Source organism: Pseudomonas sp. MPB03 (genome assembly GCF_046605385.1).
GTDB lineage: Bacteria > Pseudomonadota > Gammaproteobacteria > Pseudomonadales > Pseudomonadaceae > Aquipseudomonas > Aquipseudomonas zanjanensis.
Genome location: NZ_CP176770.1, coordinates 6,389,819 through 6,401,961, shown reverse-complemented (window position 1 = coordinate 6,401,961; position 12,143 = coordinate 6,389,819). Strand labels below are relative to the sequence as shown.

General features: G+C 61.9%; 11 protein-coding genes. 7 read left to right on the top strand and 4 right to left on the bottom strand.

Going from position 1 to position 12,143, the window contains the following annotated elements; genetic code table 11:
• Window positions 1-30: 30 nt before the first annotated feature.
• From ACLH0I_RS28000 to ACLH0I_RS27980, 5 genes are all read left to right on the top strand, one after another.
• Window positions 31-1,128, top strand: coding sequence for a polyamine ABC transporter substrate-binding protein (locus ACLH0I_RS28000; RefSeq protein WP_411387565.1), 1,098 nt, complete (start codon window positions 31-33; stop codon window positions 1,126-1,128).
• 186 nt (window positions 1,129-1,314) lie between these two features.
• Complete coding sequence (locus tag ACLH0I_RS27995) at window positions 1,315-2,412, top strand: polyamine ABC transporter substrate-binding protein (RefSeq protein ID WP_411385900.1); 1,098 nt, start codon at window positions 1,315-1,317, stop codon at window positions 2,410-2,412.
• A gap of 60 nt (window positions 2,413-2,472) precedes the next feature.
• Complete coding sequence (locus ACLH0I_RS27990) at window positions 2,473-3,615, top strand: ABC transporter ATP-binding protein (protein WP_122567462.1); 1,143 nt, start codon at window positions 2,473-2,475, stop codon at window positions 3,613-3,615.
• The gene (locus tag ACLH0I_RS27985) at window positions 3,612-4,532 is read left to right on the top strand and encodes an ABC transporter permease subunit (RefSeq protein ID WP_411385899.1); all 921 of its coding nucleotides are present in this window, start codon (window positions 3,612-3,614) and stop codon (window positions 4,530-4,532) included. Before ACLH0I_RS27990 ends, ACLH0I_RS27985 begins: the two co-directional genes overlap by 4 nt.
• A complete protein-coding gene (locus ACLH0I_RS27980) occupies window positions 4,529-5,416 on the top strand; it encodes an ABC transporter permease subunit (RefSeq protein WP_186707565.1) in 888 nt (295 codons plus the stop codon). The genes ACLH0I_RS27985 and ACLH0I_RS27980 overlap by 4 nt, the downstream gene beginning before the upstream one ends.
• Window positions 5,417-5,903: 487 nt before the next feature.
• Here ACLH0I_RS27980 and ACLH0I_RS27975 read toward each other — a convergent pair whose 3' ends face one another.
• The 3 genes from ACLH0I_RS27975 to ACLH0I_RS27965 all read right to left on the bottom strand — a co-directional run bounded on the left by ACLH0I_RS27975 (window position 5,904) and on the right by ACLH0I_RS27965 (window position 9,451).
• Window positions 5,904-6,245 carry a carboxymuconolactone decarboxylase family protein gene (locus ACLH0I_RS27975; RefSeq protein WP_250964355.1) on the bottom strand — a complete coding sequence of 114 codons (342 nt, stop codon included), beginning with the start codon at window positions 6,243-6,245 and terminating at the stop codon, window positions 5,904-5,906.
• 106 nt (window positions 6,246-6,351) lie between these two features.
• A complete protein-coding gene (locus tag ACLH0I_RS27970; RefSeq protein WP_411385898.1) occupies window positions 6,352-8,757 on the bottom strand; it encodes a penicillin acylase family protein in 2,406 nt (801 codons plus the stop codon).
• Window positions 8,758-8,863: 106 nt separating this feature from the next.
• Complete coding sequence (locus ACLH0I_RS27965) at window positions 8,864-9,451, bottom strand: DUF6436 domain-containing protein (protein WP_411385897.1); 588 nt, start codon at window positions 9,449-9,451, stop codon at window positions 8,864-8,866.
• 108 nt (window positions 9,452-9,559) lie between these two features.
• On the opposite strand from ACLH0I_RS27965, the gene ACLH0I_RS27960 reads away from it, so the two are divergent.
• Entirely contained in the window at window positions 9,560-10,507 is a 948-nt protein-coding gene (locus ACLH0I_RS27960; RefSeq protein WP_250964349.1) for an alpha/beta hydrolase, read from the top strand.
• A gap of 107 nt (window positions 10,508-10,614) precedes the next feature.
• Here ACLH0I_RS27960 and ACLH0I_RS27955 read toward each other — a convergent pair whose 3' ends face one another.
• On the bottom strand, window positions 10,615-11,358 hold the full coding sequence (locus ACLH0I_RS27955; protein WP_411385896.1) for a DUF2059 domain-containing protein: 744 nt from the start codon (window positions 11,356-11,358) through the stop codon (window positions 10,615-10,617).
• Between the two features lie 152 nt (window positions 11,359-11,510).
• Here ACLH0I_RS27955 and ACLH0I_RS27950 point away from each other — a divergent pair, with 152 nt between their 5' ends.
• Window positions 11,511-12,143 (top strand): 2OG-Fe(II) oxygenase, encoded by a 633-nt coding sequence (locus tag ACLH0I_RS27950; RefSeq protein WP_411385895.1) that lies wholly within the window; start codon window positions 11,511-11,513, stop codon window positions 12,141-12,143.

Genomic DNA, 12,143 nt, shown 5'->3' with positions numbered 1-12,143 from the left:
ATGAAGGCATTAGGCATGAAGACATTAGGTATGAAGATAGCTGGCAAGACCCTCCTCGCCATGTCCCTGATGGGCGTGATGGCGGGCGCCGTCCAGGCGGACGACAAAGTGCTGCACGTCTATAACTGGTCCGACTACATTGCGCCGGACACCGTTGCCAAGTTCGAGAAGGAAACGGGGATCAAAGTTGTCTACGACGTGTTCGACAGCAACGAAACCCTGGAAGCCAAGTTGCTGGCTGGCAAATCCGGTTATGACATCGTGGTGCCGTCGAACAACTTCCTGGCCAAGCAGATCAAGGCCGGCGTCTACCAGGAGCTGGACAAGTCCAAGCTGCCGAACTGGAAGAACCTGGACACCGACCTGCTCAAGGCCGTCGGCGATGCCAGCGACCAGGGCAACAAACATGCCTTCCCCTACATGTGGGGCACCATCGGCATCGGTTACAACCCCGAGAAGGTCAAGGCCGCATTGGGCGTCGACAAGATCGATTCCTGGGACGTCCTGCTCAAGCCCGAGAACATCGCCAAGCTCAAGAGCTGCGGCGTGAGCTTCCTCGATTCGCCAACCGAAATGATTCCGGTGGCCCTGCATTACCTCGGTTATCCGACCGACAGCCAAGACAAGAAGCAACTGGCCGAGGCCGAGGCGCTGTTCCTCAAGTTGCGTCCATCGATCGGTTACTTCCACTCGTCCAAATACATTTCCGACTTGGCCAACGGCAACATCTGCGTCGCCGTGGGTTACTCGGGTGATATCGAGCAATCCAAGAGCCGCGCTGCTGAAGCTGGCGGCAAAGTGAAAGTGGCCTACACCATTCCGAAGGAAGGTGCCGGTTCGTTCTATGACATGGTCGCCATTCCCAAGGATGCCGAAAACGTCGAGGCCGCTTATAAGTGGATGAACTTCATCATGCAGCCGGAAGTCATGGCGGAGATCACCGACAACGTGCGTTTCCCTAACGGCAACAAGGCCGCCACCGCTCTGGTGGACAAGGAAATCTCCGGTGACCCGAGCATCTATCCATCGGACGAAGTGAAGGCCAAGCTGTACGCCATCGCCGACCTGCCAGCCGCGACCCAGCGGATCCTGACCCGCAGCTGGACCAAGATCAAATCCGGTAAATAAGCCGGCCTGAAGCACCCTCCTGTTGTCGCGGCCAGCGCGGCGGCGGCAACAGGAACCCATAAATAACTAAAAGTTTTGCGGGATCGGTTTATCGAGGGTAAGTTGCGCGCCGGTTTTGTTGCAGGGCCCCAGCAAGGGTCACGTAACGGGGGCAACTTGGGCCCAACTATTTAAGAGGACCTCCACGTGCCAGTCTTTTCTTTGTTACGCAACGCCTTGCTGGTGGGCGCCGGCCTGACGCTCGCCGTCAGTGCCCAGGCTGCCTCCACTGTGCATATTTATAATTGGTCGGACTACATCGGCGGGACCACCCTGGCGGATTTCGAAAAAGCCACGGGCATCAAGCCGGTGTATGACGTGTTTGACTCCAACGAAACCCTGGAAGGCAAGTTGCTGGCCGGGCGCACCGGTTACGACGTGGTCGTGCCGTCCAACCACTTCCTCGGCAAGCAGATCAAGGCCGGGGCGTTCCAGAAGCTCGACAAGACGCAGTTGCCCAACTACGCCAACCTCGACCCGGTGCTGCTCAAGCGCCTGGAAAAGAACGACCCGGGCAACCAGTACGCGGTGCCTTACCTGTGGGGCACCAACGGCATCGGCTATAACGTCGAGAAAATCAAGGCAGTCCTGGGTGTCGACAAGATCGATTCGTGGGCCATGCTGTTCGAACCGGAAAACATCAAGAAGCTGTCCAGCTGCGGCGTTTCGTTCCTCGACTCGGGTGACGAGATGATCCCGGCGATGCTCAACTACCTGGGCTTGAACCCCAACAGCGAAGACCCTGAAGACTACAAGAAGGCCGAGGCTCAACTCCTCAAGATCCGGCCTTACGTGACCTACTTCAATTCCTCCAAATACATCTCCGACCTGGCCAACGGCGAGATCTGCGTGGCCGCCGGTTTTTCCGGGGACATCTTCCAGGCCCGCGAACGTGCCAGCGAAGCCGGCAAGGGCGTCGACATCGCCTACGTGATTCCCAAGGAAGGCGGCAACCTCTGGTTCGACATGCTGGCGATTCCCCGTGATGCCGGCAACGTCAAGCAAGCCCATGCCTTCATCAACTATGTGCTCAAGCCTGAGGTCATCGCCCAGGTCAGCGACGTTGTCGGTTATGCCAACCCGAACCCCAAGGCTGGCGAACTGATGGACCAGAAAGTACGCACCGATGAAGCGGTTTATCCACCGCAAGCGGTCGTCGACAAGCTCTACGTCAACTCCGAGTTGCCGCCCAAGATCCAACGACTCATGACCCGCAGCTGGACCAAGGTCAAGTCGGGTAAATAAACGTCAACACTCTTGTTCGCCTCCGTGGGGCGAACTGCAAATTCTGTGGGAGTTTCGTAAATGGCAGTTGCCTCCGGCGCCTATAAGAAAGCCCTCGAGGGCGACCAGACACCCAAGCAGGTGCTGGTCAAAATCGACCGGGTCACGAAGAAGTTCGACGAGACGATTGCCGTGGACGATGTGTCCCTGGAAATCAAGAAAGGCGAGATCTTCGCCTTGCTCGGCGGTTCGGGATCGGGCAAATCCACTTTGCTGCGCATGCTGGCCGGTTTCGAGCGGCCCACCGAGGGGCGGATTTTCCTCGACGGCGTGGACATCACCGACATGCCGCCCTACGAGCGGCCGATCAACATGATGTTCCAGTCCTACGCCTTGTTCCCCCACATGACCGTGGCGCAGAACATCGCCTTCGGCCTGCAACAGGACAAGATTCCGAAAGCCGAGATCGATGCCCGCGTGGCGGAGATGCTCAAGCTGGTGCAGATGAGCCAGTACGCCAAGCGCAAGCCGCACCAACTGTCCGGCGGCCAGCGCCAGCGGGTGGCCCTGGCCCGTTCCCTGGCCAAGCGGCCCAAGCTGTTGCTGCTCGACGAGCCGATGGGCGCCCTGGACAAGAAGCTGCGTTCGCAAATGCAGCTTGAGCTGGTGGAGATCATCGAGCGGGTCGGCGTGACCTGCGTCATGGTGACCCACGACCAGGAAGAGGCCATGACCATGGCCGAGCGCATTGCAATCATGCACCTGGGCTGGATCGCCCAGATCGGCAGCCCGATCGACATCTACGAAACCCCGACCAGCCGCCTGGTCTGCGAATTCATCGGCAACGTCAACATCTTCGAGACCGAAGTGGTGGACGACGCCGAAGGCCATGCGGTGCTGACCTGCAAGGACCTGGACCGCAACATCTACGTGGGCCACGGCATCAGCACCTCGGTGCAGGACAAGTCCGTGACCTACGCCATTCGCCCGGAAAAACTGCTGGTCACCTCCGAGCAGCCGACCTGCGAGCACAACTGGTCCAGCGGCAAGGTCCATGACATCGCCTATTTGGGCGGTCACTCGGTGTTCTATGTCGAGCTGCCGAGCGGCAAGCTCGTGCAATCCTTCGTCGCCAACGCCGAACGCCGTGGCCAGCGCCCGACCTGGGGCGACCAGGTGTTCGTCTGGTGGGAAGACGACAGCGGCGTGGTGCTTCGCTCATGAACATGCGCAAACTCAAACGCCGACTCGATCGAATAACGCCCGGTGGCCGCCAACTGGTCATCGGGGTGCCTTTCATCTGGCTGTTCCTGTTCTTCATGCTGCCGTTCTTCATCGTCCTGAAGATCAGCTTCGCCGAAGCCGACGTGGCCATTCCGCCCTACACCGAGATCTACAGCTACGTCGACCAGAAGCTGCAGGTGCTGCTCAACCTCGCCAACTACGTGATGCTGAGCGAGGACGAGTTGTACATCGCCGCCTACCTCGGCTCGCTGAAGATGGCCTTGATCAGCACGGTCCTGTGCCTGCTGATCGGTTACCCGATGGCCTACGGCATCGCCAATGCCCGCAAAGAGATGCAGACGGTGCTGGTGCTGCTGATCATGATGCCGACCTGGACCGCGATCCTGATCCGCGTCTATGCGTGGATGGGCATCCTCAGCAACAACGGCTTGCTCAACGGCTTTCTGATGAGCATGGGTTGGATCAGCGAGCCTCTGCAGATCCTCAACACCAACCTGGCGGTGTATATCGGGGTCGTCTACTCCTATCTGCCGTTCATGATCCTGCCGTTGTACGCCAACCTGGTCAAACACGACCAAAGCCTGCTGGAGGCCGCCTCCGACCTGGGTTCGAGCACCTTCAACAGCTTCTGGAAAATCACCGTGCCGCTGTCCAAGAACGGCATCATCGCCGGCTGCATGCTGGTGTTCATCCCCGTGGTGGGTGAGTTCGTGATCCCGGAACTGCTGGGTGGCCCGGAAACCCTGATGATCGGCAAAGTGCTGTGGCAGGAATTCTTCAATAACCGAGACTGGCCGGTGGCGTCCGCCCTGGCGGTGGTGATGCTGGCGATCCTGATCGTGCCCATCATCCTGTTCAACCGCAGTCAGGCCAAAGAAATGGAGGGCAAGGAATGAAGCGCTTCAGTTTTTCAAGCCTGATGCTGGTGCTGGGTTTGCTGTTCATCTACGCGCCGATGCTGATTTTGGTGATCTACTCGTTCAACGCCTCGAAACTGGTGACGGTGTGGGGCGGCTGGTCGGTCAAGTGGTACGTCGGTCTGCTGGACAACAGCCAGTTGATGGGCTCGGTAATGCGCTCGCTGGAAATCGCCTGCTACACGGCGATTGCCGCGGTGGCCCTGGGGACGCTGGCGGCCTTCGTGCTGACCCGCATCACCCACTTCAAGGGCCGCACGCTGTTCGGCGGCCTGGTCACCGCGCCGCTGGTGATGCCGGAAGTGATCACCGGCCTGTCGCTGTTGCTGCTGTTCGTGGCCATGGCGCAGATGATCGGCTGGCCCCAGGAGCGTGGCATTGTCACGATCTGGATCGCCCACACCACGTTCTGCGCGGCCTATGTGGCGGTGGTGGTTTCGGCACGCTTGCGTGAGCTGGACCTGTCCATCGAAGAGGCGGCCATGGACCTCGGTGCGCGGCCGTGGAAGGTGTTCTTCCTGATCACCATCCCGATGATCGCGCCGTCACTGGCGGCGGGGGGCATGATGTCCTTTGCGTTGTCCCTGGACGACCTGGTGCTGGCGAGCTTCGTTTCCGGTCCGGGTTCGACGACCTTGCCGATGGAAGTGTTCTCGGCCGTGCGCCTGGGGGTGAAACCGGAAATCAACGCCGTGGCGAGCCTGATCCTGCTGGCGGTGTCGCTGGTGACTTTCCTGGTCTGGTACTTCAGCCGCCGCGCCGAAGAAAATCGCAAGCGCGCGATCCAGCAAGCCATCGAAGAAAGCGCCGCCGATTCCTGGAAACAACCGGAAGTCCGCCGGGCCGAGACCGCGCCGGTCTGACCCGACGCTGGGCCTGCATGTGGGAGCGAGCCTGCTCGCGAAAGCGGTGTGACAGCCAGCGAAGATGCTGAATGTCAGATCGCCATCGCGAGCAGGCTCGCTCCCACAGGTGTTTTTGTCGCCTGCAAATCCATGGTCAAACGCAGTTCCCCTTGTGGGAGCGAGCCTGCTCGCGAAGACGGCAGTACATTCAACACTTATGTTGGCTGATACACCGCCATCGCGAGCAAGCTCGCTCCCACAGGTGTTTTTTGTCGCCTGCAAACCGTGGTCGAACGCAGTTCCCATTGTGGGAGCGAGCCTGCTCGCGAAGACGGCAGTACATTCAACACTTATGTTGGCTGATACACCGCTTTCGCGAGCAAGCTCGCTCCCACAGGTGTTTTTTGTCGCTTGCAGAACCGTGGATCGAACACAGATCCCTTGTGGGAGCGAGCTTGCTCCGGGCGGCGATCCGACGATAGCGGACTGTGCGGTTATTCGCCCGTCACTTCTTCAACGCGTCATGAGCCTCCAGCGCTCGCAGGGAGTAGATGTACGCCGCGCCCGCGTTCAGGGACACCGCGGTGGCCAGGGTGGCGGCGATTTCTTCGCGGGTGGCGCCGGCCTTGATGGCGGCGTCGGTGTGTACGCCGATGCAGCCGTCACAGCGGGTGGTGATGGCCACGGCGATGGAGATCAGTTCCCGGGTCTTGGCATCGAGCACATTGTTCTCGGCCGCGGCTTCGTCCAGGGCCATGTAGGCCTTGACCATCTTCGGATTGCTTTTGCCCAGGGCACCAAAGGCGCTCTTGATGGTGGGCAGCAGCTCGGACCAGGTATTGAACATAGCGTTGACTCCTGTGGAAGAGGCGGGCAAGTGTGCCCTTGTAGTCTTGACCATCCATGACGATCAAGCCCGGTTAACGATGAAAAAAGACCTGCTCGCCCGATCTTCAGGGCGCCCGGGCCGGCAAAAGCTTCAAGGTGCCACGGGTGTTGGCCGTCATTTCTTCCTCTGCCAGATGCGCCTGGTGATACAGCCCCTCGATGTACGCCTCGGCCTGATCCTCGTAATGCTTGTCGAACGGCACGCCGCTCTGGCCAACGGGATTGATGGTGACACTGTGGCTCGGGTCGGCGAAGTCGATGATGCGCCGAGTCGAAGGCCCGTAGGTCACCGGCCACGGCGCCGGTCCGATCCGGGCGGAGAGATTGTTGGGCACTTCGTGGGTGCCGGGCGCGGCGAACGGGCCGACGTTGAAGATCCGGTCCAGCGGCTTTTGCAGGCCCAGCGGGTGGCCGTGGGTCAGGGTGTGGGCCTTGCCCCATTGCCATTGCGTGGCGTCTTCGCCGAGGGTGGCCTTCAGATGGGCGAGGCTCTTGTCCCAGGCCTTTTTAACGGTGTCGGCACGGGTCTCGGTGCCGAGTGTCGTGCGGTCATCCCACCACGGTGAGTCTTCGGAGGCTGCCAGGCGTGGCAGGGCCGCGTCGATCACCCGGGTCGACAGGGCCGTTTCGAAGAACCCGTCGCCCAGTTCATCGTGCAGGGCGGCATCGGCCAGGTTGAACAGGAACTGGTTGAACAGCGTGGCGCTGATGGAGTCCAGGGGGTAATCGCCCGGCCATTGGGCCAATTGTTCCACCCATTTGCGTTGCTGCGGGTCACTGACCACCTCACGCAGCACCGGCAACAGCGGCGCAAGTAGGCGAGGGCCGTAGGCGGTGGTGGTGCCCAACTGCAGTTTCTGGGTGCTTTCCAGATCCCACTTCGCCTGCTTGTCGCTGAGCTGGTGGTTGAGTTGCTGGCCACGGTCGGCAAGGTTGTAGTAGCCGGGGATCTCGATGCCGCTGGCCGGCACCGGTTGGAAATTGGCCGAGACGATGTAACCCCGCGCCGGATTTTCTTCCTGCGGGTTGCTGCTGAACGGATAAAAACCTTCCTTTTCCGCCTCCGGGCTGCTGCCATCGAGAATGAAGCCTGGCTTCACGCCGGCGGGGCGCTTGGGCAATTGCGCGGCGGCCCACCAGCCGATATCCCCCTTGGCATTGGCCCAGACCACGTTCAGCCCCGGTGCGTGGATCTTGGCCGAAGCGCCGCGGGCCTTGGCGAGGGTGTCGGCGCGGTTGAGCTGGTAGAAGGCGTCGAGGATCGGATTGCGACTTTCCAGGAACCCCCACCACATGGCGACCGGGGTCTTGCCGGCGTTGGCGCCGAGGGCATCGTTGACGATCGGACCGTGGGGCGACTGGCGCAGCACCAGCGTCACCGGCGCCTGGCCCTTGACCGCGATCTGTTGCTCGCTGCGGGTCATGTCCACCCATTTATCGCGATACCAGACCTGCTCGGGATTGTCCGGGTTGACCTTCTCGGCGATCAGGTCCAGGTCGTCGTTCTGGAACATGGTGACGCTCCAGCCGAAATCCTTGTTCATGCCCAGCGTCGCAAACGGCATCAGTGCCTGGTAATGCCCGTAGAGCTCGAAGCCGGGAGCCGACAAGTGTGCCTCGTACCACACCGACGGCGTGGAAAAACGAATGTGCGGGTCGCCCGCCAGCAACGGCTTGCCGCTGCGGGTACGGCTGCCGGCGACCGCCCAGGCATTACTGCCTTCGAACTGCGGCAAGCCATTGTCGGCCAGGGCCTGCTCGCTCAGGCGGGCCAGGGCGTTGAGGTCTTTCCAGTCGGCGGCGGCCAGGGGCAGGCCAGCCTTGCGTCCTTCAGCCAGCACGCCCTGGGGCTGCCAGTCGAGGTCGAAAATATTCAGGTAGTTGGCACCCAGCACATCGCGCACATAGGTCAGCAGGGGTTCGGTGCGAAAGGCCGCGGCGAAGCTGTAGGCCATGTAGCCGGTGATGCTCACGGTGTCTTCGACGGTGAACGGGCGCTTGGGAATGCCCAGCACGTCGAACTCCACGGGACGGGTGTGGCTGTCCTGGTAGGCGTTGATCCCGTCCAGGTAAGCCTGCATGGCGACCCAGGCCGGGGATTGCGGGTCCTGCTCGGTGATGTAGGTCGCGGCACGCTCGCGGATACGCAGGCTGCGCATCAGCTTGTCGGTGTCCAGCAGCTTCGGCCCCAGCACCTCGGCCAGCTCGCCCCGGGCGAGGCGGCGCATGATCTCCATCTGGAACAGCCGGTCCTGGGCATGGACATAACCGAGGGCGCGGTGCAGGTCGGCTTCGTTCTCGGCGCGAATATGCGGCACACCGCGTTCGTCGTAGCGCACCGTCACCGAGCCCAGCAGCCCTTGCACCTGCATCGTGCCTTGGCGGGTGGGCTGCTTGCTGTAGAGATAGCCGCCCGCGACGATGATCGCGGTGACGATCAATGAGAGGAAGGCGATGAGGGTGCGTTTCATGGTGAGTCCTTATTCTGGTGACAGCGCTGCCATGGCCTCGCTGTTCGTTCCCTGTTTAACATGCCGCTGCGCGACTTCGCATCGCTCCTCGGGAGGATTTCCCGTCTTATTCCTTGCCTGATGTGTCCTGGGCCCAAGGACAATAGCAACCCACCGCCATCGTATGCGTCGCATTGACCGCCCGACCGCTGCTCAACGCTTCAAGAATCGGCTCGATGAAGCTGTTGCTCGAATTACAGGTCAGGCCTTCGCTGTAGGGGCCGAAATACGCGAGCTGGCCGCTGCGATCCCAGATCGCCACGGCCGGGCTGGCGGGGATCTGGCTGGAGCCGGGCAGGCTTGGGAGCGGCTTGAGGTTGTTCAGGGTGGCCGGTAACTGACCCTGGCTGCCGGGCTTTTGTACCGCATAGAACTCGACGCCTTGCGGTACGTATTTATCCACCAGTTCGGAAAGGTGCTGCTGATTGCCGACGTTGCACGGGCACGCCGGGTCCCAGAAATGCACCAGGCGGATCGCGCCGGGGCCGGCCAGGTCGGCGGGCAGGCGCAGAGGGTCGCCGGAAAATATCGCGGTGTGTTGGCTGAAGGCCCGCAGGAAACGGCCCTGGAACCAGTCGTAGGCCACCCACAATACGACGGCGCATCCGAGGGCGAGCAGGCTGGCAAGCAAGGTCGTGCGGTGGGGCGGGCGCATGGAGTCGATCCTCTGAAGCCGCGTAGCTTGCCATGCTTGCCGCGACAGATGAATATCGCAGGCCTGTAAAGTCTGTTTCGCGCGCTGCGCCCATGCCTGGAAATCTTGATGCCTGCCACTTTCGATCCCGATCACCTGCGTGCCAGTCTGCAACCGTTGGCCCAGTGGCAAGCCCTGTCCGAGCAGGCCCAGGCCTACCAGCGGTTCTATGGGCTGGATTTCCCCCAGCGCAGTGTGCGCAAGGGATTAGGGCGCTTCGAGGTGGGCGGGTATGAAGTGGTCAGCCAGGTCTGGTGGCCGGAAAAAGCCGTGGCGACGTTGTTTGTGTTCCACGGTTACTACGATCACATGGGGCTGTACCGGCACTTGATCGAGTGGGCTCTGGAGCAGCAATTCGCGGTGATTGCTTGCGACTTGCCGGGCCACGGCCTGTCCAGCGGCGAACGCGCCAGCATCGGGGATTTCGCCGAGTACCAGGCCACCTTGCAGGGCCTGTTGGCCGAGGCCGCGACGCTGGACCTGCCGCATCCCTGGCACTTGTGTGGGCAAAGCACTGGCGGCGCCATCGTGGTCGATCATGTGCTCAACCACGGCGCGCAGAGCCCGGCCCAGGGTCAGGTCATCCTGCTGTCGCCCCTGGTGCGGCCGCGGGCCTGGGGCTGGTCGCGCCTGAGTTATTACCTGCTCAAGCCCTTCGTGACCGGCATCGCCCGGCGTTTCAGCGAGAACTCCACCGACCCGCAGTTCCTGCCTTTCTTGCAAGCCGACCCGTTGCAACCGCTGCGCCTGCCCACCGCCTGGGTGGGGGCATTGGGGCAATGGATCAAGCGTATCGAAGCCGCCCCGAGCAGCCCGCGCCAGCCCTTGATCGTGCAGGGGCAGGCGGACATGACGGTGGACTGGGTGCACAACCTGAACGTGCTGCGCAGCAAGTTCGACCGGCCGCAGGTGTTGATGTTGCCTGAGGGGCGGCATCACTTGGCGAACGAGGCGCTGGCGATGCGGCAGGAGATGTTTGGGTTCTTGACGAAGCGGATGAGCAGAGTCAGGCGGTGACTGGGCTATTGCTATCGCGAGCAAGCTCGCTCCCACACAGGATCTTCGGCGATCACAAAACCTGAGTTCACTGTGGGAGCGAGCTTGCTCGCGATAGCGGTGCCGAACTACTGCCCCAGCGTTTGCCCTACCGCCAACCCTGCCCGAATCGCCGCCAGGGCCGCCTGATAATAAGCCTGGCCCTCGGTCGATTCGGCGAAGGTGGCGAATTCTTCCAGCTCGGTATCCGTCAGGTCACGGTAGACGTACAGCAGCGTGTTGTTCAGGTCCGAGCCAATCTGTTCCATCAGTCGCTGGCGCTGGCCGTTGAGCATGCCCTGGGCCTGGCCGGCACCCAAGAGTCCCGGGATCATCGAACTCAGGCTGTCGGCCGCCACGCCGGCGATCGCCAGGCTGACTTCGGCGCCGGCTTCGCGGGCGGGGAGGGCCTGGGCCAGGTGGCCGATGATCAACAGGCGGTTGTCGCTGGCTTGCATCTTCGGCAGGCCCTTGGCGTTTTTCGCCAATTGGTCGCGCCGGGTCGCCAGCAATTCGGCCGCCACGACCTTGCGGCCCAGGGGCGACTGGAAAAAGGCCAGGGCCGGGTTCGGGTCGCGAAGCTTGCTGCGTATTTGCGCCTCGGCCCGCTGGTCCATGGCCTGGGGGGCGAAACGTTGATTGCTGTTGTTCACCAGCGCCTGGAACACCGCCGGCGGCAGGCTGCTCTGGTAGCGTTGCTGGGCGGCGCTCAAGGCATCATTGAAATGCGCCCGCTGTTCCGGCCAGCCGGCGACCTTGTACAACTGGTCGTAGCTGTCTGCCCAGGCGGGCAAAACGCAGAACATCAACAGTGAGAAAAGCAAACGGCGCATAGGGACTCCTGTCAGCAGCCGACTATTCTCCGTGGGGTGTGGAGTCTTGTCGAGAATTCGTATCAAGTTCATACGGCGGTGCTCTTGGAGGTAAAGAACCGACGCAGCGAACCGCTGCGTGGCGCTGTCGGTTTTGCAGGCGCCGGCATACTATGCGCGCCATGCAAATACCTTCTGATCACCCGCTGCTGTTACATATCGTCGACGACCTGGCCGAGCGCGGCTGGTCGCAGCAGAACCTCTTCCTGCCGGACGCGCTCACCCGCACCCTGGCGGCCGAATGCCGCCAGCGTGCCGCCGAGGGTGAGCTGGCCCCGGCGGCGGTCGGACGCGGGCCCTTCTCGGAGATTCGCGAAGGGATCCGGGGTGATCGCATCCAGTGGATCGAACCTGGCCAGGCGCAAGCCTGCGACCAATACCTGACGCTGATGGACAGCCTGCGAGAGGCGATGAATCGCGGGTTGTTCCTGGGCCTGGAAGACTTCGAAAGTCACTTTGCCCTGTATCCACCCGGCGCGTTCTACCTCAAGCATGTCGACCGCTTTCGCGACGACGACCGGCGGATGGTGTCGGCGGTGCTTTATCTCAACGACGATTGGTTGCCGGAACACGGCGGCCAGTTGCGCATGTACCTAGAGGACGGCGTGGAGCGTGACGTGGTGCCCATCGGCGGTTGCCTGGTAGTGTTCCTGTCGGGAGACATCCCCCACGAAGTGCTACCGGCCACCCGGGATCGCCTGTCCTTGACCGGTTGGTTCCGCCGTCGCGGCAACGAGTTGTTCTGA